The organism is Herbaspirillum sp. CAH-3 (genome assembly GCF_009668275.1).
Classification (GTDB): Bacteria; Pseudomonadota; Gammaproteobacteria; order Burkholderiales; family Burkholderiaceae_D; genus Herbaspirillum; species Herbaspirillum aquaticum.
Genome location: NZ_VSWE01000018.1, coordinates 58,568 through 81,740 on the forward strand (window position 1 = coordinate 58,568; position 23,173 = coordinate 81,740).

Here is a 23,173-nt window from a genome sequence, read left to right on the forward strand (position 1 = left end):
GAGAACTGGCGGGATCCTGCGGCAGGCCGAAGGCCTGCGCTGGCTGCGTCAATTCTGGTTGTAGGCCACGGTGCGCGGCTGGTAAGGCTGGCCGTTGATGCGTCGCTGCTGGTGGAACACGCCGCTGGTGAAGTCCTCGCTCAAGATGTCATGGCGTGCATCGTAATAGCGTGAGCGCACGCCCATGAGACCCATGACCGTATGCTCCAGCTGGTCGGTCTGGTAGGGACGGTATTCGAGACGGGCCTTGTCTTCCGGGCTCTTGCCGGTGAAGGAGCGGGTCCAGACCAGCATGGGGATTTCATAACCGGTGGCGTCGGCGACGGACTGGCCGGCGTGATTGCGGGTGTGCCCCACTTCCTGCGCGTGGTCGGAACTGAAGAGCAGGCTGGCATTGTCTTCACGTGCCGCATTCATGGTCAGCCTGGCCATGTTGCCGACCACGTAATCGTTGTAGGCCATGGCGTTGTCGTATTCATTGCGCAGCTGGCGTATCCATGCCGAACGATCGGCCCCCTCCAGTTTTTCCATCACGCCATCACGCACGGTGTCAAAGCGCGCGTACTGGCTGGGATAGCGCATGTCGTAGGTAGGATGCGCGCCCAGCAGGTGCACCACGATCAGCTTTTTCGGGGCCGGGTCCTGCAGGGCGGTCTCCAGCGCCGGCAGCAGGTTGCCGTCGAAATTGTTTTCGCCGCGCCCGGATCCCTTGTTGATGAACACCTGCTCGTCGGCACGGCGCGAGACCAGGCCCAGCCAGCCATCATTGGGCGGCTGGTTGGAGAGCCAGTGAATCCGGAACCCTGCTTCGCGCGCCAGCATCAGCACATCGGGCTTGCGGTTCCAGGCCTGGGGATCGTTGAGGTCGGCCGGCGTCAGCATCTTCATCAGCGAGTCCATGGTGGCCGGCGCCGAGGAGACCACGTCACGGAACACGATGAGCTCCTTGCGCATCGATTCCAGCGTGGGCGAGGTGGGGCGCTCATAGCCATAGAGCGACATGTTGGCGCGATTGAGGCTCTCGCCGATGATCCACACCACGGTGTTGCGCTCGGGCCCCGCATAACGCACCTGCCAGTCGGAGCGATGCGCCATGTTGCGGGCCACATCCGCTTCCATGTGGGCAGCCTGGGCCAGTTGCTCGCGATAGTCCAGATAACGGATGGGCCAGAACAGCAGCGGATTTTCCTTGGCCATGGTGGGATTGAAATGCAATGCCACGAACACGACCAGCAAGCTGCCCACGGCCACCCGGCCGCGCCAGCGCCACGGCGCGGCTGGCCGTGCCTGCTCACGGCGCAGCAGCCAGCGTTCGCCCAGCCACAGCCCGGTCCAGGCCACCAGCAGCAGGCCCAGTGACTCGGCCAGGTCGCGGCCGTTATGACGGAAGAATTCGCTGCTCTCGGCCGGGTTGGTGTTGAAGATGGCTTGCAGCACCAGGATGGGATTGGGGCGCAGGCCGAAGTAGTCGCGCAGGAACCCCTTGATGGCTGCATCCAGGAAGAACAGCCCGATGATGGCCAGGGCCGTGCGCGAGAACCAGCGCGGACGCTCGCGCAGCCACGGCAAGACCAGGAACAGCCCGGCGATGCCCGGCAAGGCGGCTGCCATTAGCACGCCGCTCTTGGCCAGTTCGTTGGTGCTGATGCACTCCAGTGCCCAGAAGAAGACCAGGCCGGTCAAACCCAGCCCGAGTCGCGCAAGCAGTTTGTTCAATGCTGTCTTTCAGCCGCCCCATCGGCAAGATGTTGTCCTGGTGAAATATTATCCGTCGCGCCGCTTCCCTGGCGGCTTGTCCCCGGTGGCACAAATGCGCTGCCTGGCCTGCGCGATAGGACAAGCTCAGCGATAATTTGTTTCCGCGTGGCGGGCAGAGTATCGCACGCTGCGGGAAGTGAGCACGAAATGAACAACCATACCGATTCTCCAGGCTCCCCCTGTTCCTGAAAGGAAACCCATGCGCCTCTTTTCCCACGCCCTCCTGGCAGCCCTGATGGGCCTCGCGGCAAGCATCCCGGCTGCGGCCCAAGGCGTCTATGACGACTGGTCGGCGGTGAAGGCCCCGGCCGCGCCGGCGCTGTCGCACGTGGTCATCGACCCGGCCACCACCGCCGTGCTGGTGCTCGACATCGCCCGCCAGACCTGCCATCCGGATACGCGTCCGCGCTGCGTGGCCATGCTGCCGCGCGTGGCCAAGCTGCTGGCCATGGCACGCGAGAAGAAGGTTCCGGTGATCTACACCCTGGGCGGCAACAGTACCCCGGCCGACATCTGGCCTGAAGCCGCCATGCAGGGCGGCGAGCCGCTGTTCAAATCCGGCCCGGACAAGTTCGTCAACACCGACCTGGAAAAGATGCTGCGCGAAAAAGGTATCAAGACCGTGGTCTGCATCGGTGCTGCCGCCCACGGCGCAGTGCTGCATACGGCGGCCAGCGCCGCCTTCCGTGGCTTTGACGTGGTGGTGCCGGTCGACCTGATGGCCTCCGACACCGCCTATGCCGAGCAATACACGGCGTGGCACCTGGTCAATGCGCCGCGCCTGGGCGAGCGCGTCAAGCTCACGCAGTTGAGCTGGATCGAGTAAGGCCGGCGGCGCGCTGCAGGAATGATCCGCTGGAGCGATGGTGCAGCGGATGCATCAATGATGGGTGTTGATGCAGGCCATGCATCAATCGCAGTGGCTGTTTCTCATGCAGTGCGCAGCTGGAAGCGAGCGACCAGGCCCGCCAGCTGGTGCGTCTGGTCGCGCAGGGAATGAGCGGCTGCGGCGGCCTGTTCCACCAGCGCGGCGTTCTGCTGGGTACCTTCATCCATCTGCGTGACGGCGTTGTTGATCTCTTCGATGCCGCGGCTTTGTTCGCGGCTGGCCACGGCAATTTCACTCATCAGGGTGGCCACGCGCGCCACTGAATCGACGATCTGGTGCATGGTCCGCCCGGCCTGGTCGACCAGGTCCGCGCCGGTGGCCACCTGCTGTACCGATCCCTCGATGAGCTCCTTGATCTCGCGCGCGGCGGCGGCCGAACGCTGGGCCAGGCTGCGCACTTCGGTGGCGACCACGGCAAAGCCACGCCCTTGTTCGCCGGCACGCGCCGCTTCCACGGCGGCGTTCAAGGCCAGGATATTGGTCTGGAAGGCGATCCCGTCGATGACCCCGATGATGTCGGCAATGCGCGCCGATCCGGTACGGATCTCGCCCATGGTCTGCACCACGCGGTCCACCACGGCACCCCCTTCGCTGGCCAGGCGCGAGGACGTGTTCACCAGTTCGTTGGCCTGGTGCGCGTGATCGGCATTCTGGCGCACGGTGGAGGTCAGCTGCTCCATCGCCGAGGCCGTCTCTTCCAGGCTGGAGGCCTGCGATTCGGTGCGGGAAGACAGGTCGGCATTGCCGCTGGCGATTTCGCCGGACGCCGTGTTGATGATGGCGATGCTGCGATGGACTTCACCCACCATGCTGCCCAGGCTTGCCGTCATGTCATTCAACGCTTGCATGAGCTGGCCGGTTTCGTCACGGCTGCGCACGCTGACCTGGCCGCTGAGATCATTGGCGGCCACGCGCCGCGCCAGTGTCAGCGCTTCGGCCAGCGGATGCGAGACCACCCGGGCAATGGCGATGGCCAGTACCAGGCCGATCAGGATGCCGGCCACCAACAGCCCGATGATCCAGCGCTGCGAACTCCCGAAGACCTGGTCGGCGCGGGTGTTGGCTTCTTCCTTGTGGTCGATGTTGGCCTGGCGCAGGGTGGCGAATTGCTTCTCGATGGCGCGATAGGCCTTGAGCGAATCGCCCTTGGTCAGGGCCAGGGCGTCTTCCTTGTGATTGTCCCGGGACAGCGCGATGATTTTCTTGTGTTCCACCAGATAGGCCGCCAGCGTCTTGCTGAGCTGGTCGAAGGCGCTGGCTTCCTCGGCGGTGAGACCGAGCTGGCGATACTGCGTCTCCAGCGTGGCAAATTCGGCATAGCGCTCGGTGAGTGCTTTTTCCAGCGTGGCCATGGTCTGCTCATTGCCCAGGATGTGCTGGAATTCAGTGGAGCGCACGCGCACCAGCGTGCGTTCCAGCATCAGGCTGATACGGATGCCGGGTTCCCATTTGTGGGCGATTTCGGTGGCTGCGTCATTGACCTTGTCCATCTGGTAGACCGCAAACAGACCCAGTGCACTCATCAGCCCCAGCACCGTCACGAAGGACAGCAGCAGCTTGGTGGCGATCTTCCTGTTCATGAACCATTTCATGGTGATACCCCTTTCCCTCATTGCTTGCGCCGCCCGATGCGGCATTTCCATCACGCAGGAAGATTGGCAATCCGCCATTTCCTTTCCCGCAAAAACAAAGGACCCAGCTCGTCATGCGAACCGGGTCCGGAATGCCATGGCCCAAGGCGGCCGCCCTCCAGCCTGTTGCAGGCTCAGGCGAACTGGAACAGCTGCGCCGCCGTCTCGCCAGTGATGCGACGACGATCTGCCTCGTCGCTGACCAGGGTTTCAAAGCGCCGCCAGCTGTCGGCATAGCTGGTCATGCTTTCATGCTGGGTATGCGGCCAGTCGCTGCCCCACAGCAACCGATCCGTCCCCAGGTGCTGGCGCAGCAGCGGCCATGCCTGGCCGGCGAAATGTGCGCCCCCCTCGCTGCCGCCATTGCGGTACTGCGCCGACAACTTGACCCACACCTGGCGCGAAGCGCCGGTGGAGAGCAGGTAGCGGAATCCCGGATCGTCCACACCCAATGCCGGGTCGACCCGGCCGAAGTGATCGACCACCACCTTCAGGCCCAACTTCAGCAAGGGCTCCAGCACCAGCGGCAAATCACCTGCCTCGCGATGGATCTCGACCTGCCAGCCCAGGGCGGCAACGCGGGTGAGCGTGTCGCGCCACGCGCCCTGGAAATCGGGCAGCGGTGCGCCGCCGACCAGGTTGAAACGCACCCCGACCACGCCCCCTTGATGCAGGGCCTGCAATTGCGTGTCCTCGCACTGCGCATCGATCATGGCGATGCCGCGCAGGCGCTGCGGCGCGCGGGCGATGGCCTGCAGCAGGTAGCTGTTGTCGCTGCCCAGGAAGCTGGGCTGCACCAGCACGCCGTGGCTCATGCCATGCGCATCCAGGCGCGCCAGGTACTCCTCGACGGTGACGTCGTAGGCAGGCGTATAGCGGCGCGCGTCGGCCATCGGCAGGCTGCGCGCAAACACGTGCGCATGGGTGTCGATGCGCTGCGCCGGTAGGGCCATGGCGGGGGTGGTGTTCATGCGCCGGTTTCCATCTGGCGGCCCTTGGTTTCGGGCAGCATCAGCACGGCGATCACCACCAGCGAATAAGCGATGGCGGCATCGATGCCGATGGCCTGGCCCAGCGGCATGGAGTCGCTCATGTGGCCGACCAGCACCGGGAAGCCGGCCGAGGCCACGCGCCCGAAGTTGTAGCAGAAGCCCACGCCGGTGCCACGGATGCCGCTCGGGTAGAGCTCGTTGAACAGCGCACCCAGGCTGGCCGGGATGCCGGCAGCAAAGAAGCCCAGCGGGAAGCCGCAGATCAGCATCTGGGTATCGGTGAGCGGCAGGAAGATGTAGCACAGCACGGTGGCCACGCAGCACAGCGCGAAGGACGCCACGGTACGGCGGCGGCCGATGCGGTCCAGCAATTGCGCACTGGCGATGCAACCGCACCAGAAGGCGATGATGATGACGGCCAGGTAACCGCCGGTGGAGAGCACCGACAGGTGCTTCTCGGTCTTCAGGTAAGTGGGCAGCCAGGTCATCAGCGCGTAGTAGCCACCGTGTGCGCCCACGCCGAGCAGGCTGCCGATGAGGGTCAGGCGCAGCACGTCGGGACGGAAGATGCCCAGAAGCGTACTGGCCGCAGGCTTGCCGGCGACGGCCTTGCGGCCGGCCAGGAAGGCATCGGTCTCGGGCACCGAGCGGCGCACGTAGACCACCAGCAGTGCGGGCAGCAGGCCGATGACGAACATCACGCGCCACGCCATTTCCTGCGGCAGCATCGTGAAGAGCACCGAGAACAGCAGCACCGCACCGCCCCAGCCGACGGCCCAGGCGCTCTGCACGGTACCCATCGCACGGCCGCGATGTTCGGCACGGATGGTCTCGGCCATCAGCACTGCACCGGCCGCCCATTCACCGCCGAAGCCGAAGCCTTGCAGCGCCTTGAGGACCAGCAGCTGCGGATAGCTCTGGGCGAAGGCGCTCAGGAAGGTGAAGAAGGAAAACCAGATGATGGTGATCTGCAGGGTCTTGACGCGCCCGTAACGATCCGACAGGGCGCCGGCGAACCAGCCACCGATGGCCGACGCCACCAGGGTGGCGCCGCTGATCATGCCGGCGTCCGCCTTGGAGAGTGAAAAGGCCGCGATCAGCGCGGGGATGGCCAGGCTGAACATCTGCACATCCAGTGCATCCAGCGCCCACCCGCTGAAGCAGGCCCAGAAAGTCTTGCGTTCCTTGGCAGTGACCTGCCGATACCATGAAAACATTGTCTCGTCCTCTAAGCTGAAGGCGCGCAACTACGGCGTTCCCGCGCCGGCGTCAAGCGGTGCCGGAGCATGGGGAAAACCGATGGTGGCGCGAAGCTGATTGATTTATCTGGTTGACTACTCATATAGTCATATATATGAGTTGTCGCACGATAACACAGCTGCGGTGACTCAACAATCCTCATCGGCTGCTTGTCTTTACGGCAAACCACGCTGCATCGCCCGGCGCGAAAGTCCGGCCGGCATGACATGGGTTGGGCGCATCATCCACCGGGCGCAAGTGCCGGACAAGGGAAGGCGCACTGTGCCGCCCGCTGGAGGCCGGCACTGTTCACCCTGTCGTTGTGAAGCTCGCCCGCCACAGGTAGACTGGGCACTTTCCCGTTTGCAAGGCCATTCCCTCCATGCTTGACCAGAACCGCGCCGATGCGCGCCTGCCGTTGTACCTGCAATTGCGCGATCAGCTCGCGGCCCAGATCCGTGCCCAGAAGTGGCAACCGGGCCAGGCCATTCCCTCCGAGGCCGAACTGAGCCAGTCTTTCCAGGTGGCGGTAGGAACGGTGCGCCGCGCGATCGAGACGCTCATGAGCGAAGGCCTGGTGGAACGCACCCATGGGCGCGGCACCTTCGTACGCAAGGCGCGTTTCGACAACTCGCTGTTCCGCTTCTTCCGCTTTGAATCGCCCGACGGCCGCCCGCTGGCACCCAAGAGCGTCATCGTCAGCCGCAAGGTCATCGAAGCGCCACGCCAGGCGGCCGAGGCCTTGCACCTGAAAGCGCATGCCCGGGTGATCGAACTGCTGCGCCTGCGCAAGGTGGATGGGCAGCCGGTGCTGGCGGAGAACATCTACCTCTGCGCCCAGCGCTTCAAGGCCTTGGCGGACAAGGCACCGGAGGATTTCGGCGACCTGCTCTATCCGCTCTATGAACGCGAATGCGGACTCATCGTCGCCTCGGCACGCGAGACCCTGACGGTGGAAACGGTGACGGCGGCGCAGGCCCGGCTGCTTGGTCTGAAGGAAAAAACGCCGGTAGTAGTGATCGAACGGGTGGCTTTCGGTTCGGATGGTGCGCCGCTGGAATGGCGGCAATCGCGCGGGGCGGCGAGCAAGTTCAGGTATAGCGCGGAGATTCGCTGAAACAGCGTACGCGCGAACCAAGCCAGGAGGGACTTTGGCGCTCCCTCTGGAGCGCTTGCTTTACTTGGCGGGCCTTCGCGCACGCACAGGCCGGGCGGGTTCCTGCACGGCGCACACCGAAACTGCGTGCGGCGCGCGAGGTGATTCATTGCGCAATTCACGCAGCAAACCCGGATGATTGCGCAGCAGCCGCAGCAGCAACACCAGCGCGCGAGGCGGCTTGATTTTGCCGGCCTCGTAGCGATTGAAGGCATTGACGCCCCCGCCGAACAGCAGACTGGCTTCGCGCTGGCCCAGTTGCAATGCCTGGCGCGCGGCAATGATCTCCTCCGGATCGATCAGTCCGGCATTGACCGTCTTGTTGAAAGCCAAGGCTTCGGCCGAGATCCTTTCTTCTTCGTCGGGATCCGGCAGGCATTCCCCGCAACGCGGGCAGTACTGGCCGCTGACGGCAGCGATCATCGTGGTTTCGCCTTTGTAGGCATACGGCAGGTCGCGCCTGTCGCGTACCAGCGTAGCACCTCCGCATTGGGGGCATTTCATGTCATTTCTCCTTGAAGGATACGATCAGCACATCATCGACCACGGTCAGCTTGAGATAGAGCACCCCATGCCGTGTCGACGGGCGGTACACGTCCTGCCAGATGCGATGATCGTCATGCGTAGTCATGCTCTTGTAGAAGTCGCGCTTGCCCAGACTGGCCACGATGGCCACCATGCCCATCTCGTCGATACCCATAGCGGCTGCCCCCAGCAGTGCCGACGCCGTCTTGCGCACCCGCCCTTGGCGAACCAATGAATGAACGACTTCCAGCTTGCAGTGAGGCGTGTGCTTTTCCATTTGCATGATAACCATCTTGGTTATGATCGCCAAGCGGGTGATAGCGAAGAGGTTTGAGAAACGGGAGGAAATTGGTTCACCGGGCGAGGCTGATGCCCGATGCGAAGCCGCGATTCTGAAACGCACTCTGTGGTTTTGATGCATACGAATGGAAATGTCGCGCGAAACTCGTTTACTATCGTCGCTCAGCCCATCACTTCCCACACCATGCACCTGAAGCGATCCCGCATCCAGACACCCGCTGCCCTCCCGGCCGCTGGCGCCTGCATGCATGGGCTGAACACCAAAAAACGGCATCTCCGCTGACGGGGATGTCACGTCCCGTCCGGCGGAATGCCTGGCGGGACTGGATCGCAACACACCCTTCTTCCAGACCTCGCCCGGCGCGCTGCCGGTGGAACGGCTTTCTTCAACCGTTTTTCATGAGGTACACATGCAAACTGCTCGTCCCCCGATCGATCTCCAACTCCACGTCGACGCCCAATACACCAGCCCCTACGCCATGTCGGTCTTCGTCACCCTGCGCGAGAAGGACTTGCCCTTCGCGCTGCACACGGTCGATCTGGACGCCGCCGCCCATCACGATCCCGCCTATGCCGCACTCTCCCTGACGGCACGCGTGCCGACCTTGCAGCATGGCGAGCTGGCGCTGTCCGAATCCTCGGCCATCACCGAATACCTGGAAGAGGTCTTCGGCGGGTCGCCGGTCTATCCCGCCCATCTCCCCTCACGCGCACGCGCGCGCCAGGTGCAAGCCTGGTTGCGCAGCGACCTGCTGCCCATCCGCGAAGAGCGCAATACCCAAGTGCTCTTCTATGGCGCGCGCAAGCCGCCCCTGTCGGCACAGGCAGCGGCCGCAGCGCAACGACTGTTCCGTTTCGCCGAAGCGCTGCTGCCCCAGGGAGCGGAGCACCTCTTCGGCCAGTGGTGCATCGCCGATACCGACCTGGCGTTGATGATCAATCGCCTGGCACTGCATGGCGACCCGGTACCGCCGCGTCTGGCCGCCTATGCCAAGGCACAGTGGCAGCGGCCCTCGGTGCAGGAGTGGGTTGCGATGCAGCGCCCGCCGCTGACGGCATGAACAGCATCGGTGATCACTGATCGGTGATCCCAATGAAAAAGGGCGGCGTCCCAAGACGCCGCCCCTTCGAAGCTACCCGCGCGCGAGGGCAATCAGGCGATCGCCTCGGGACGCGGACGGGCAATGGCGAACACCACCGCCACGGCCACCAGGTCGAATGCCGCCAGCAGCACGAACAAGGGACCATAGCCAATCTGTGTGACGAGAATGCCGAAGAGCAGCGTGAACAGCGTCGCGCCCAGGTAGCCGCTCATGCCGGTCAGGCCGGTGGCGGTGGCCACCTGGTTCTTGGTGAAGACGTCGGAAGTGATCGAATACAACGCGCCCGACAGCGTCTGGTGCGCAAAGCCGCCGATGGAAAGCAAGGCGATGGCCACATACGGACTATCAACGAAACCCACGCAGGCCGGACCGATCATGGCAAGGCTACCCACCAGCATGACCAGCTTGCGCGAGGTGAACAGCGACACATTCAGGTGCTTGTGGAAGAACGGGCTCAGGTAGCCGCCCAGCACGCAACCGATATCGGCCGCCAGGAAAGGCAGCCAGGCGAACATGGCGATTTCCTTGATGTTCATGTGGCGCTCGGTAGCCATGTACAAGGGGATCCAGGCATTGAAGGTCTGCCACGCCGGTTCCGACAGGAAGCGCGGGATGGCGATCGACCAGAAATTCTGGCTGCGCACGATCTTGGTCCAGCTTTCGCGCACGACTTTTTCAGGGGTCTTTTCCTGGCCGTCGAGGATGTAGGCGCGCTCTTCCGGCGAGAGCAGCTTCTGGTCACGCGGGCTCTTGTAGAACAGCATCCACAGGAAAAACCACAACACGCCCAGCACGCCCACCACCACGAAGGACATCTTCCAGCCGCCGTGCAGGATGGTCCATACCACCAGGGGTGGTGCGCACAGCGCGCCGATGGACGAGCCGATGTTGAACCAGCCGATGGCCACCGACCGTTCCTTGGCCGGGAACCACTCGGTGGACGCCTTCACGCCGCCAGGAATGCCGGCCGCCTCGGTCATGCCCAGCAGCGCGCGGAAGAAGGCCAGGCTCTGCCAGCCGGTCGCCAGGGCGGCGGCGGCACACACCAGCGACCAGGCCAGGGCGAAGATGCCGAAGCCGATCTTGGTGCCCACCGCGTCGAGAACGTAGCCGGCCACCGGCTGCATGACCGCATAGCAGATCTGCCATGCCACCACGATGTAGGAATACTGCTGGGTACTCATGTCCAGCTCTTTCATCATGGTCGGGGCGGCCACCGATAGCGTGTTGCGGGCCAGGTAATTGACGATCAGGGCCAGGGTGACCAGCGTCACCATGTACCAGCGGATTCCTCTTACGTACTTCATGGCGTCTCCAAAATGGATAGTTCTTCAAAGGGCAGGCAATGCGCGGCCCGTCGCCTGGGGGTGCGGTTGCGCGCCCGCTCTCGCGGTGGATGGCGCACAGCCGGCATCCCCGGGCGGCACGGGGCCGCCTGGTGTCAGGCAGATCGGGAATGCATGCCTGTCTCCAGATGAAGTTTTATTATCTTTTTTATCATTTCATTTATACGATGTCGTATAAGTTAAGCTGCGATTAGTCGGACTAATTCTTCATGCAGGTGGACAACTCTAATGATCGCGGCTCGGGAAGTCAACCGAATTAAATGCAGATTCCTTCCTGGAATGGGCTTGGCAGGCCGATTTCGGAGGAGCAAGGTGAATCTTCCCGCGCGCCGGACGCCCCAGGCTTGCGCCCCGGCGCAGAACCCTTCATAGTGACCGCAGACGAACTCTTCGGCAGCAGTCATCGTACATGTCAGCATTCAACCCGCCCTCCCCTGATTCTTCACGTCGCGGCCAGCTCAGCCGGTCCGAACACATCTGCAAGCAGATCATCGCTTCCATCCTGCGCGGGGAACTGGGTGAGAACCGCAAGCTGCCCACCGAAGTGGAACTGGCGCAGCGCTACGAGGCTTCCCGCACGACGGTACGGGAAGCGCTCACGCGCCTGCGTTCGGAAGGCATCGTGGTCTCGCGCCGGGGCTCGGGCAACTATGTGCAGCGGCTGCCGGTCCTGCAAAGCAGCGCGCCGGCGCAGATTGCCAGCATCCCTGACGTGGAGCGCTATTACGCGTTTCGGCAGTGCGTGGAAGTCGGTGCGGCAGGCATTGCGGCCACCGCCCGCGAGGAAGAGGACATCGCCCTGATGCGCCATTGCCTGCAAGCGCTGCGGCGCGCGCAACTGGAAGGACAGACCGGCGTGGAGGAAGACCTGGCGCTGCACATGGCCATCGCCCGGGCCACCCGCAATCCCTTCTTCATCTCCACCATCGAACATGCACTGGGCCCGATCCGCCAGTGCATGGAACTGGCACAGAACCTGGGTTCACCCCAGGAGGGTGAGCGCATCCAGGTCATCGATGACGAACACCAGGCCATCATCGATGCCATCGCCCAAGGTTCGGCGCCAGACGCCGAGGCGGCCATGCGCGCCCACATCGGGCATGCGCGCCAGCGCATCTTCGAAGGCGGCTGAAGGCGGCACAAGACGGCAGGTGACGCAACAACGCCGGGCCATGTTGCGCCCGGCGTGGCTGGATCAAAGACGGCTTAAGCGGGATTCTGCACGGCGGCCGGCAGGTCGCGGCCGTGATGCTTCTTGTAGATGGCATTGAGCTTGCCATTCTTCTGGTTGGTCTTGACCCAGTTGTCGATCCATTCTTTCAGGCGCGGCTGGTTCTTGTTGATGGCAATGCCCAGGTCAAACGCCTTCTGTTCGAACTTCATTTCCAGGTTCTTGCCCGGCGCCTTCTTCTGCATTTCCTGCAGGTTCGAAGGCGTGCTGGAGAACACTTCCACCTGGCCCGTGACCATCGAGGTGATGAGGGTTGCATCATCTTCGTAGCGCATGATCTCCGCACCCTTGGCGTTCTGCGTGGTCAGCGTATCGTTGGGCGTGGCGCGGGTGACGCCGATGCGCTTGCCGTTGAGGTCCGCATAGTCCTTGATGGCCATGCTCTTGGGCGCACCGATGATGAGGCTGATCACAGCGTAGGGCGTGGAGAAATCGATGACCTTCAAGCGCTCCGGCGTGATCGACAGCGAACCCACCACGATATCGGCGCGATTCGATTGCAGGGTCGGCACCCGCGCGGCATTGGCCACCTGGATCAGGTCGAGCTGCACGCCCAGGTCCTGCGCCAGCAGGCGCGCAGCATCGACGTCGGAGCCGGCCGGTTGCAGCTTGTCGTCGCTGTAGCCGAACAGCGGCGTACTGGATGTGGTGGCGATGCGGATCTTGCCGGCCTTCTTGATATCGTCGAGCTGGTCGGCGTGCGCGGCATGGGCGGCCAGGCCCAGGACCAGGGCCGCTATGGCGGGGCGTACGAGGTGGCGTAATGGGGTTAGTTGCATTTTGTGTCTCCGTTATTTTAGGAATGGTCAGGTCAGGCAACAGCGTTTGCGCTACAGGTCGGCGGCCAGGAAGGCTTGCAGTTCGGGGGTGTGCGGATGGTCCAGCATGTCGCCGGGACCAACTTCCCAGACCCGGCCCTGGTGCATGTAGATGATGCGGTCGGCCACGCGCTTGGCGAAGTTCATCTCGTGCGTCACCAGCAGCATGGTCATGCCATTGGCGGCCAGGTCTTCCATCACGCGCAGCACTTCGCCGGTCAGTTGCGGGTCCAGTGCCGAGGTCACTTCATCGAACAGCATCACCTTGGGTGACATCGCCAGCGAGCGCGCAATGGCCACGCGCTGCTGCTGCCCGCCGGAGAGCTGCTCGGGATAGGCATGGGCCTTTTCGTCGAGCCCCACCTGCGCCAGCGCGGCCAGGGCCACGCGGCGCGCCTCGGCCTTGTCCTGCTGCTTGACGTGGCGCAGGGCCAGCATGACGTTTTCCAGCACGTTGAGGTGAGGGAACAGGTTGTAGCTCTGGAACACGATGCCGACCTCGCGCCGCAGCTGGTGCAGGTCCACGTGTGGATCATCGACACGGATGCCGGCCACTTCGATGCTGCCGGAGTCGATGGTCTCCAGCCGGTCGATGCAACGGAGTGCCGTGGACTTGCCGGAACCGGAGGCACCGATGATGGCGATCATCTCGCCGCGCGCCACTTCAAAGGACACGCCTTTCAAGACCTGGTTGTCGCCGAAACTCTTGTAGACCTGGTCCAGCCGGACGATGACCGGCTGCGGTTCCGGTGACGCCGCCACGGCGCGCAGATGCGGTGCGGATTCGGGCTTAGCGATGGCTGACATTGAGCTTTCTCTCCATGGATGCGCTCCAGCGCGATAAGGGATAGCAGAGCAGGAAGTAGAACGACCCCACCAGCAGGAACACCAGGAAGGGCTGGAAGATGGAGTTGTTGATGATCTGCCCGGCCCGGGTCAGTTCGACGAAACCGATGACCGAGGCCAGCGAGGTCATCTTGATCAACTGCACCAGGAAGCCGATGGTCGGCGGCAGCGACAGCCGCGTGGCCTGCGGGATGATGACCAGGCGCAGGGTCTGCCAGCGCGTCAGCGACAGGCATTCGGAGGCCTCCCACTGCGGGCGCGGCATGGCTTCCACGCAACCGCGCCAGATGTCGCCCAGATAGGCGCTGGCATAGATCATCATCGCCAGCCCCGCCGCCACCAGCGCCGGCAGCACCAGCCCGTAGACCGACAGTCCGAAATAGACGATGAAGAGCAGGATCAGCAAGGGAATGCCCTGCACGCATTCGATGAAAAGGAGGGCCGGTCGCCGCAGCCAGGCGCGTGGCGAGATGCGCGCCAGCATCACCAGGAATCCGCCGATGCCGCCGAGCACGAAGGCCAGTAGCGACAAGACCAGGGTCCAGCCGATGGACTGCACCATGAAGAAGAAATAGGTCCAGCTGAAGTTGCCCATCACGATGTGCTCCCTTCGATGCGCAGCGCAGCTGCGGTGTTGACGGCTACCGGTCGTGCCGCGCCATGCACATACGGTATATGGGCCAGCGGCGCCATCCCTGCCGGATCGCTGGCGGGCAAGCGCGACACCGGACTGCGTCTGCCCTGCGCGGCCGCGCGGCGCAAGGTGCGGCGGCGCTTGAAAATAGTTTCACCGATGGAATAAGCCACCAGCTTGACCAGCACGGCCAGCACCAAATACAGGGCAGCCACCACGAGATAGGTTTCCAGTGAGCGGAAGGTATCGGACTGCACGGTATTGGCAATGGCCGTCAGCTCCTCGGCCGATATCTGCGAGGCCATCGCCGAGGCCTGCATCATCAGCAGGAACTGGCTGGTCAGCGCCGGATAGACGCGCTCGATGGCCGGCTGCAGCATCACGTGCCAGCGGATGCGCCAGACCGACAGGCCCAGGCATTCGGCGGCCTCGATCTGTCCGCGCGGGACCGAATCGATGCCGGCACGGATGATCTCGGCGGCATAGGCGGCGATGTTGATGATCATCGCCAGCACCGCTGCCGCGAAGGTCGGCATGCGGATACCGAGACTGGCCAGACCAAAATACAGCAGGAAGATCTGCACCAGGAACGGGGTATTGCGCACCACCTCGATGTAGCCGCTGCAGGTGCGGGCTACAAGGCGATGGGGACTGTTCTTGGCGAAGGCGACGAAGATGCCGATGGCTACGCCCACGATGACAGCCAGCGTCGTCATCTTCAGCGTCAGCCAGGCACCGTGCAGGAACACGGGCCAGTACGGCGCCAGTGGCGTGAAGTCGAGAGAGAAGTTCATGGGCTGCCGGGTCCATCAAGGTTTCAGGGAACCGGACATCGGTGCGGCGCGGGCGCGATCCTGCTGCGTGCGAGCGGCCCGGTGTGCCGGGTGCTGCCTTGCTGCGATTCAGGTCAAGCTGTTGCGTGCGGTGCTGCCATGCCGCGCGCTGGAGAAGGGCGTAGCGCGCGGGAAATTCAATGAACTGCGGCGATGGACTACAACGGGACTGCCGCGATGAAACGGGAAAATGCTGTGGACAACTTAAGTTAGTTCGCCAGCGGATCAAAGGGTCCGGCGGCCGTGAAGGCGCCGCCTTGCAGCGTCGCAACCGGATCATCGGCAGCCGGCTGCGGTTGCGCTTCCACCTTGGCGCGGAAGATCTCCGAACTGTCCTTGGGCGCATAGCCCAGGTGCGCGGCGTGGCGGTTGTCCCACCAGGTCTTGGCGTTGGCCGACATGCCGTAGACGATGGTGTGGCCCACGCCAGGGATGAACAGCGCACGGCGCAGCAGTTGCTCGAAATCGTCCATGCTCATCCAGCTGGCCAGCATGCGGCGGTTGGTCGCTTCCGGGAAGATCGAACCGATGCGGATGCTCACCGTCTCCACGCCATAGCGGTCGAAGTAGAACTGCGCCATGTCTTCGCCATAGGACTTGGACAAGCCGTAGTAGCCATCGGGCCGCTTCATGGCGTGCGCATCGATGCGCTCATCCTGTCCATAGAAACCGGTGACGTGATTGGAGCTGGCGAAGATGACGCGCTTGACGCCACGCCGGCGTGCGGCCTCGTAGATGTGGAAGACGCCCTTGATGTTGGCTTCCAGGATCTCTTCGAAGGGACGCTCCACCGACACGCCACCCAGGTGGATGATGGCCTCGCAGCCCGCCACCATGGCATCGACCGCAGCGCGATCGGCCAGGTCGCAGCCCAGCACTTCTTCATGCGCGGCCGCAGGGCCGGCGGCCTCCATGGCCACAGCCAGATCCGCTACCCGCACATGCTCGGCGAAAGACGCCAGGCGGCCACGCAATTGCCGGCCCACGCCACCGGCAGCGCCGGTCAGCAGGAGGCGGGAAAAACGGGCGGTCTGCCACGCATCACGGTCGGTGTCTGCGCTCATGCGGGCTGTCTCCTGATGGTTGCTCATCGTTGTTGTTGTCGGATCGGGTGCTGCATTCAAAGGCGGTGATGTCGCCGATCGCCCTGTGCCTGCATCGGGTCGGCAGAGCTTGTACGTCGTCGTATCACTGGGCGGATTATTCCCGGCGAGGTACGGCTTGTCAACCGGATTCGGGGGCAATTACGGCGGAGGGATATGAAGCTTCACGTAGGAAATCCTCTCAGGAATCTCACGCGATTTTGCGCTCATCTGACTCCAAAACCACGCCATATTCCATCAAATGAGACAAATATGCGCCAAACGCCGAAATGACTTGGCCGCGAAATTCTTCTCATTTACACTGCTTGCCAGAAGGAAAGCAGCCTGTCACCACGTCCCTGCGACGGTCCGGCCGCCAGATCGATGCGCGGCCATTGCGGCAGGTTCCCTTCGTCCATTTCCCCGTCCGCTACGCCGCGCCGCCGGACCCATGACCAAGAAAAGCAAGAGACCATGCATTCCCTGAGCAAACTCAAGATCGGTACGCAATTGCGTATCGGCTTCGGCATCGTGATCGCACTGATGCTGGTATTGATTTCCATCGCGCTGCTGCGCATGCACGCCATTTCCGGCGCGATGCGCTACCAGGACCAGGTGACCGAAACCAGGCTGGAGCCGCTGTATGTGGCCCGCGAGGCGCTGGACCAGACCGGCATGTCCGCGCGCAACGCCTACATCTTCCGTGACGACGCTGATGCGGCGCGCGAGCTGGCCATCGTCGATGAGCAGAAAGCCCTGTACCTGTCCGCCCTTCGCCAGCTGGAGCCGGCGATGGCCGGCAATGCCCAGTTCGAGAAGGCCAAGGCCGGGCTGCTGGCGATGGCGGAAGAACTGAAGCGCCCGCGCCACTATCGTGAACGCGGCCAGATGGAAGCCTACGGTGAGTTCCTGGTCAAGGAGTGCAGCCCGCTGCGCCGCCAGATCGTGGCCGACATCGACGTGCTGCTCAAGTCCGTACAACGCGAGAACCAGCAAGCCAGTGCTGCGGCGGATGCGCTCTTCGACAGCTCGCTGCGGCTGGTGATCCTGTGTGGTGCCGTGATCCTGGTGGTCTCGATGGCAACGGCGTGGATGATCCGCAGGAGCCTGCTGGGCCAGCTGGGCGGCGAACCGCGCTATGCAGTGGAAATTGCCGGACGCATCGCGCATGGCGAACTCTCCACGCCGGTCGACACCAAGGCGGGTGACCGCACCAGCCTGCTGTATGAAATCCGCGTGATGCGCGACAAGCTGGCCTCGCTGGTCCAGCAGGTGCGCACCGGCACCCATACGATTGCGGGGGCCTCTTCCGAAATCGCCATGGGCAACCAGAACCTGTCGGAGCGTACTGAGCAACAGGCCGAGACCCTGGAGAAAACCGTGGCCGCCATGGAAGAACTCACCGCCGCCGTGCGCCGCAATGCAGACAACGCGCGCCAGGCCAACGAACTGGCCGGCTCGGCCTCCGACATCGCCAGCCAAGGTGGCGCGGTGGTGCAGCAGGTAGTCTCCACCATGGGCCAGATCGATGCGGCCTCGCGCAAGATCGTCGACATCATCGGCGTGATCGACAGCATCGCGTTCCAGACCAACATCCTGGCGTTGAACGCCGCGGTGGAAGCGGCGCGAGCCGGTGAACAGGGCCGCGGCTTTGCCGTGGTGGCCGCGGAAGTCCGTTCACTGGCGCAGCGTTCGGCAGCGGCCGCGCATGAGATCAAGCAGCTCATCGACACTTCGGTGGCCAGCGTGAGCGACGGTAGCCGCCTCGTGCAGCAGGCAGGCGGGACCATGCAGCAAGTGGTGGCCAGCGTGCAGCGCGTGACGGCGGTGGTGGCCGAGATCAGCGATGCCAGCCAGGCGCAGACCGAGGGCATCCTCGCGGTCAATGACGCCATCGCACGGCTGGACGAGAATACCCAGCAGAATGCGGCCCTGGTGGAAGAAGCCGCTGCAGCATCGCAATCGATGAGCCAGCAGGCCGATCACCTGAGCCATCTGGTGGGCGCCTTCAAGCTCAGTGCGGCGCAGATGGAAGCCGATCCGGCTGCCAATGACGACGGCACGCTCACCATCGACATCACGCCGGCACCGCCGCGCATTGCGATGCGCTGAGCACTGCTGCCACCATCAGGACGGACTGTGCGCTGCCGCCCCAGGCTGTGCCGTCTCTTCACTCCAGCCGCCGCCCAAGACCTTGTAGAGCGTGATGCGATTGCTCTGCTCGGTCAGGCGCAGCGAGATCAGCGTCTGCTGTGCGGAGTACAGCGTACGCTGCGCCACCAGCGTGGTGAGATAGCTGTCGATGCCATTCTTGTAGCGCGCCTCGGACAAGCGGAAGGCCTTTTCGCTGGCCGCCGTGGCCCGGCCCTGCGCATCCAGCCGCTGGTCCAGCGTGGCGCGCACGGCCAGCGCATCAGCCACTTCCCGGAAGGCGGTCTGGATCGCCTTCTCGTAATTGGCCACATCGATATCGCGCGTGATCTTGGCCGAATCCAGGCTGGCGCGCAGGCTGCCCGCATTGAAGATGGGCAGGTTGATCGATGGCACGAAACTCCAGCTGCCACTGCCCGCCTTGAACAAGCCGCCCAGGGTACGGCTGGCCGTTCCGCCATCGGCCGTGAGCGAAATGCTGGGGAAGAAGGCCGCGCGCGCCGCACCGATGTCGGCATTGGCGGACTTCAAGGTATGTTCGGCCGCCAGCACATCCGGGCGACGCAGCAATACTTGCGAGGGCAAGCCCGCAGGCGTGGCAGGCAATACGCTGGCGGTGTCCGGCAAACCGGCCGGCAACAGCGCCGCATCCACATCGGCCCCGACCAGCAGGCGCAACGCGTTGATGTCCTGCGCAACCTGGCTGGTATAGCTGGCCACATCGGCGCGTGCCGCTTGCACCGTGGCTTCCTGGCTGGCAAGATCGACTCCGGAGACGGTACCGATATCGTGGCTGCGCTGGCTCAGTTCGAAGGTCCGTGACTGGCTGGCATAGGTGTCCTGCGCCAGCTTCAACAACTCACGGTCGGACGCCAGCGTGAGCCACGCGGTAGCGACTTCGGCCACCAGGCTGATGTGGGTGCTGCGACGCGTCTCGACCTGGTACTGGTAGGTTTCCAATGCTGCATCGGAGAGGTTCTTCAGGCGGCCGAAGAAATCCAGCTCGTAAGCGCTCACTCCCACCGTCACGCTCTGCTGCCGTGACACCGCGGCGCGGCCGCTGGTGGACAACTCGGCCGGCGTGCGGCTGGCCGTGCTGGTGCCCGTGGCGGAGATGGCCGGATAGCGATCGGCATCGGTGATGCGATATTGCGCGCGCGCCTTCTCGATGTTCAAGGCCGCCACCCGCAGGTCACGGTTGTTCTCCAACGCGGCGGCGATCACCTGCTGCAGGCGGGGATCAAGGAAGAATTCGCGCCAGCCGAGCTGATCGGCATCGATCTCGCCAGCGGCCTTGCCGGCACTGCCGCCGACCGGCTTGCCGTCGACCTGCTGGCTCCAGCTGGCAGGTACCGGTGCGGCCGGTTGCGCGTAATCGGGCGCGAGGTTGGCGCAGCCGGACAGCGCTGCAGCAAGCGCCAGCAACATGGCCGTACGGGTCCAGGGAATCGAAGACTGTTGTGCGGGCCGGGTCATCACACGCCCTCCTTTTGTGTCGCGTGATCGTCATCCCGGCGTGGCTTCTTCGCCGCGCGGCGATCCAGCCAGGTGCCGATCAGGTAGTAGAACAGGGGCACGAAGAAGATGCCCAGCAAGGTCGCCGACAACATGCCGCCCAGCACGCCCGTACCAATGGCGCGGCGGCTGGCCGAGCCGGCACCGCTGGCCACGGCCAGCGGCAGCACGCCGAACATGAAGGCCAGCGAGGTCATCAGGATGGGGCGCAGGCGCAGCTGCACCGCTTCCAGGGTCGCGTCCCGCAGGCTCTTTCCGGACTCGTGCAATTGCTTGGCGAATTCCACGATGAGGATCGCGTTCTTGGCCGACAGGCCCACGGTGGTCAGCAGCCCCACCTGGAAATACACGTCGTTGGACATGCCGAAAATGCCCGTCAGCAGCACCGTCCCGACGATGCCCAGCGGCACCGCCAGGATCACCGCGAAGGGCACCGACCAGCTCTCATAGAGGGCGGCCAGGCAGAGGAACACGAAGAGGATGGAAATCGCATACAGCATCGGCGCCTGGTTGCCCGAGAGCCGCTCCTGGTAGGACGAACCGGTCCACTCGAAGCCGATGCCGGCCGGCAGTTGCGCCACCAGCTTTTCCACTTCGGCCATGGCCGTGCCCGAGCTCACGCCCGCTGCCGGTTCACCGACGATCTCGAAGGAAGATACGCCGTTGTAACGCTCCAGCAGCGACGGGCCATAGGTCCACTTGCTGCTCATGAAGGCCGAGAAAGGCACCATCTGGCTGGCCGAGTTGCGCACGTACCAGCGGTTCAGGTCTTCGGCCTGCATGCGGAAGGCCGAGTCGCCCTGCACATAGACCTTCTTGACGCGTCCATTGCTGAGGAAGTCATTGACGTAGGTACCGCCCATGGCGGTGGCCAAGGTCGAGTTGATGTCGGCGGTCGCAATCGACAGCGCATCGGCCTTGCGATCATCGATGGCTACGCGCAATTGCGGCGTGTCGTCCAGGCCGGTGGTGCGCACGTTGGCCAGCAGCGCATTGCCGCGCGCCAGTTGCAGGAACTGGTCACGCGCCTTCAACAGCGCATCGTGGCCCACACCGCCCACATCTTTCAATTCCAGGTCGAAGCCGGAACTCTGTCCCAGGCCGCGCACCGCAGGCGGGTTCATCAGGAACACACGCGCGCCGCGGATCTTGGACAAGTCGGCGTTGGCCATGCGCACCAGTTCGGAAGCCGACTGCCCGGTACCGGTACGCTGGTCCCACTCCTTCAAGCGGATGAAGGCACGCGCACCGTTCTGGCTGTTGCCGCCCACACCGGCACCGACGATGGCCAGTACCGATTCGACCGACTCGGGCTTGTTCATGAAGTATTCCTGCACGGTCTTCACGACGGTGGCGGTCTGCTCGGCGGTCGCGCCCGTGGGCAGCTGGATCTGGGCCATCAGCACGCCCTGGTCTTCTTCCGGCAGGAAGGAAGTGGGCAGGCGCATGAACAGCACCGCCATCGCCACGGCGATCAAGGCATACATCAGCAGGCCGCGCTTGCCCCGCTTGAGCAGGCCGCCGACGCCGCCCTGGTAGCGGGTCGCGCTGCGGTCAAAGGTGCGGTTGAACCAGGTAAAGAATTTTCCCTGCTGCACATGGCCAGCCGCATGCGGCTTGAGCAGCGTGGCGCACAGGGCCGGCGTCAGGGTCAGCGCCACCATCACCGACAAGGCCATGGCCGAGACGATGGTGATGGAGAACTGGCGATAGATCACGCCGGTCGATCCGCCGAAGAAGGCCATCGGGATGAACACCGCCGACAGCACCATGGCGATACCCACCAGCGCACCGGTGATTTCCTGCATGGACTTGCGCGTGGCTTCCTTGGGACTGAGCTTTTCTTCGCTCATCAGACGCTCGACGTTTTCCACCACCACGATGGCATCGTCCACCAGCAAGCCGATGGCCAGCACCATCCCGAACATGGTCAGGGTGTTGATGGAATAGCCGAACATGGCCAGGATGCCGAAGGTCCCCAGCAGCACCACCGGCACCGTGATGGCCGGGATGAAGGTGGCGCGGATGTTCTGCAGGAACAGGTACATGATCAGCACCACCAGCACGATGGCTTCGATCAGGGTCTTGACCACTTCTTCCAAGGACACGCGCACGAAGGGCGTGGTGTCGTAGGCGATGTTGGTCTTGAGCTTCATGGAGGCCGGGAAGTAGGGCTCCAGCTCGGCCATCTTCTTCTTGACCGCATCCGCCGTGGCCAGTGCATTGGCGCCCGTGGCCAGCTGGATCGCCAGCGCCGAGGACGGCTTGCCGTTCTGCTGCGAGGCCACCTGGTAGCTCTCGCCACCCAGCTCCACGCGGGCCACGTCAGAGAGTTTCACCACCGAACCATCGGCGGAGGACTTGACGATGATGTTGCGGAATTCATCCGGCGTGGTCAGCTTGCTGCGCGCCGTGATGGTGGCATTGATCTGCTGCCCCGGTTGCGCCGGCAATGCGCCGATCTCGCCGGCCGACACTTCGGTGTTCTGCGCTTCGAGCGCACTGGTGACGTCGGACGGCATCAGCGCGTACTTCTGCAGCTTGGCCGGATCGATCCAGATGCGCATCGCGTAATTGGTGCCGAAGGCGGTCACGTCGCCCACGCCTTCCACGCGGCTGATCTGATCGGTCAGCGTGCTGCTGATGAAGTCGCCGATGTCGATGCTGGTGATGCGCGGATCATCCGAGGTCAGCGACAGCACCATGAGGATGTCGGTCGACGCCTTGGTGACGGTCACGCCATTGTTCTGCACCGCCTGCGGCAGGCGTGCCGTGACCTGCTGCAGCTTGTTCTGCACCTGCATCTGGGCCACGTCCGGATTGGTACCGGCGGTGAAGGTCAGCGCCACCGTGGCGCTGCCGGCCGAACTGGAGCTGGCCGACATGTATTGCAGGTTGTCCAGGCCCTTCATCTGCTGCTCGATGACCTGGGTCACCGAGTCTTCCAGGGTCTTGGCCGAGGCACCGGTGTAGGTGGCCTTGATGTTGACCTTGGGCGGGGCGATGTCCGGGTATTGCTCCAGCGACAGCGAGCGGATCGACATCATCCCGCCCAGCATGATGATGATGGCGATGACCCACGCGAAGATGGGCCGGTCGATAAAGAAACGTGCCATGTGTGCCT

Annotated in this window: 19 protein-coding genes; 5 read left to right on the plus strand and 14 right to left on the minus strand. The window is 63.8% G+C overall.

Annotated features, from left to right (window positions below; genetic code table 11):
• Positions 1 to 48: 48 nt before the first annotated feature.
• Positions 49 to 1,716: a phosphoethanolamine transferase gene (locus tag FYB76_RS21840; protein WP_154135024.1), complete on the minus strand. Its 1,668-nt coding sequence runs from the start codon at positions 1,714 to 1,716 to the stop codon at positions 49 to 51.
• 241 nt (positions 1,717 to 1,957) lie between these two features.
• On the opposite strand from FYB76_RS21840, the gene FYB76_RS21845 reads away from it, so the two are divergent.
• Positions 1,958 to 2,584, plus strand: coding sequence for a cysteine hydrolase family protein (locus tag FYB76_RS21845; protein WP_088755525.1), 627 nt, complete (start codon positions 1,958 to 1,960; stop codon positions 2,582 to 2,584).
• A 104-nt stretch (positions 2,585 to 2,688) separates the two neighbouring features.
• Here FYB76_RS21845 and FYB76_RS21850 read toward each other — a convergent pair whose 3' ends face one another.
• The 3 genes from FYB76_RS21850 to FYB76_RS21860 all read right to left on the minus strand — a co-directional run bounded on the left by FYB76_RS21850 (position 2,689) and on the right by FYB76_RS21860 (position 6,487).
• Positions 2,689 to 4,239, minus strand: a complete 1,551-nt coding sequence (locus tag FYB76_RS21850) for a methyl-accepting chemotaxis protein (protein WP_088755524.1) — start codon at positions 4,237 to 4,239, stop codon at positions 2,689 to 2,691.
• Positions 4,240 to 4,412: 173 nt separating this feature from the next.
• Complete coding sequence (locus FYB76_RS21855) at positions 4,413 to 5,249, minus strand: amidohydrolase (protein ID WP_370516394.1); 837 nt, start codon at positions 5,247 to 5,249, stop codon at positions 4,413 to 4,415.
• The gene (locus FYB76_RS21860) at positions 5,246 to 6,487 is read right to left on the minus strand and encodes an MFS transporter (RefSeq protein ID WP_088755523.1); all 1,242 of its coding nucleotides are present in this window, start codon (positions 6,485 to 6,487) and stop codon (positions 5,246 to 5,248) included. Before FYB76_RS21860 ends, FYB76_RS21855 begins: the two co-directional genes overlap by 4 nt.
• A gap of 404 nt (positions 6,488 to 6,891) precedes the next feature.
• Here FYB76_RS21860 and FYB76_RS21865 point away from each other — a divergent pair, with 404 nt between their 5' ends.
• On the plus strand, positions 6,892 to 7,626 hold the full coding sequence (locus tag FYB76_RS21865) for a GntR family transcriptional regulator (protein WP_154135025.1): 735 nt from the start codon (positions 6,892 to 6,894) through the stop codon (positions 7,624 to 7,626).
• A gap of 60 nt (positions 7,627 to 7,686) precedes the next feature.
• Here the strand turns inward: FYB76_RS21865 and FYB76_RS21870 are convergent, their stop codons facing one another.
• Together FYB76_RS21870 and FYB76_RS21875 are read right to left on the minus strand one after the other, a co-directional pair.
• Entirely contained in the window at positions 7,687 to 8,169 is a 483-nt protein-coding gene (locus FYB76_RS21870; RefSeq protein WP_154135026.1) for a type II TA system antitoxin MqsA family protein, read from the minus strand.
• A 1-nt stretch (position 8,170) separates the two neighbouring features.
• Entirely contained in the window at positions 8,171 to 8,467 is a 297-nt protein-coding gene (locus tag FYB76_RS21875; RefSeq protein ID WP_034331747.1) for a type II toxin-antitoxin system MqsR family toxin, read from the minus strand.
• Positions 8,468 to 8,900: 433 nt separating this feature from the next.
• On the opposite strand from FYB76_RS21875, the gene yfcF reads away from it, so the two are divergent.
• Positions 8,901 to 9,551 carry a glutathione transferase gene (gene yfcF, locus FYB76_RS21880; RefSeq protein ID WP_154135027.1) on the plus strand — a complete coding sequence of 217 codons (651 nt, stop codon included), beginning with the start codon at positions 8,901 to 8,903 and terminating at the stop codon, positions 9,549 to 9,551.
• Between the two features lie 92 nt (positions 9,552 to 9,643).
• On the opposite strand, the gene FYB76_RS21885 is transcribed toward yfcF, so the two are convergent.
• Positions 9,644 to 10,900 (minus strand): MFS transporter, encoded by a 1,257-nt coding sequence (locus FYB76_RS21885; RefSeq protein ID WP_154135028.1) that lies wholly within the window; start codon positions 10,898 to 10,900, stop codon positions 9,644 to 9,646.
• A gap of 448 nt (positions 10,901 to 11,348) precedes the next feature.
• Here FYB76_RS21885 and FYB76_RS21890 point away from each other — a divergent pair, with 448 nt between their 5' ends.
• Complete coding sequence (locus tag FYB76_RS21890; RefSeq protein WP_154135029.1) at positions 11,349 to 12,071, plus strand: FadR/GntR family transcriptional regulator; 723 nt, start codon at positions 11,349 to 11,351, stop codon at positions 12,069 to 12,071.
• 74 nt (positions 12,072 to 12,145) lie between these two features.
• Here FYB76_RS21890 and FYB76_RS21895 read toward each other — a convergent pair whose 3' ends face one another.
• The 5 genes from FYB76_RS21895 to FYB76_RS21915 form a co-directional block, all read right to left on the minus strand.
• Complete coding sequence (locus tag FYB76_RS21895; protein WP_088755516.1) at positions 12,146 to 12,949, minus strand: transporter substrate-binding domain-containing protein; 804 nt, start codon at positions 12,947 to 12,949, stop codon at positions 12,146 to 12,148.
• A gap of 51 nt (positions 12,950 to 13,000) precedes the next feature.
• The gene (locus FYB76_RS21900) at positions 13,001 to 13,795 is read right to left on the minus strand and encodes an amino acid ABC transporter ATP-binding protein (RefSeq protein ID WP_195724696.1); all 795 of its coding nucleotides are present in this window, start codon (positions 13,793 to 13,795) and stop codon (positions 13,001 to 13,003) included.
• Entirely contained in the window at positions 13,779 to 14,432 is a 654-nt protein-coding gene (locus FYB76_RS21905) for an amino acid ABC transporter permease (RefSeq protein WP_088755514.1), read from the minus strand. Before FYB76_RS21905 ends, FYB76_RS21900 begins: the two co-directional genes overlap by 17 nt.
• Complete coding sequence (locus tag FYB76_RS21910) at positions 14,429 to 15,262, minus strand: amino acid ABC transporter permease (protein WP_154135030.1); 834 nt, start codon at positions 15,260 to 15,262, stop codon at positions 14,429 to 14,431. The genes FYB76_RS21905 and FYB76_RS21910 overlap by 4 nt, the downstream gene beginning before the upstream one ends.
• A gap of 248 nt (positions 15,263 to 15,510) precedes the next feature.
• The gene (locus FYB76_RS21915) at positions 15,511 to 16,365 is read right to left on the minus strand and encodes an NAD(P)-dependent oxidoreductase (protein WP_154135031.1); all 855 of its coding nucleotides are present in this window, start codon (positions 16,363 to 16,365) and stop codon (positions 15,511 to 15,513) included.
• Positions 16,366 to 16,857: 492 nt separating this feature from the next.
• Between FYB76_RS21915 and FYB76_RS21920 the strand changes: the two genes are divergently transcribed.
• Positions 16,858 to 18,495, plus strand: coding sequence for a methyl-accepting chemotaxis protein (locus FYB76_RS21920; RefSeq protein WP_154135032.1), 1,638 nt, complete (start codon positions 16,858 to 16,860; stop codon positions 18,493 to 18,495).
• Between the two features lie 15 nt (positions 18,496 to 18,510).
• On the opposite strand, the gene FYB76_RS21925 is transcribed toward FYB76_RS21920, so the two are convergent.
• Positions 18,511 to 20,010 (minus strand): efflux transporter outer membrane subunit, encoded by a 1,500-nt coding sequence (locus FYB76_RS21925; protein ID WP_154135033.1) that lies wholly within the window; start codon positions 20,008 to 20,010, stop codon positions 18,511 to 18,513.
• The gene (locus tag FYB76_RS21930) at positions 20,010 to 23,165 is read right to left on the minus strand and encodes an efflux RND transporter permease subunit (RefSeq protein WP_154135034.1); all 3,156 of its coding nucleotides are present in this window, start codon (positions 23,163 to 23,165) and stop codon (positions 20,010 to 20,012) included. The genes FYB76_RS21925 and FYB76_RS21930 overlap by 1 nt, the downstream gene beginning before the upstream one ends.
• Positions 23,166 to 23,173 lie beyond the last annotated feature (8 nt).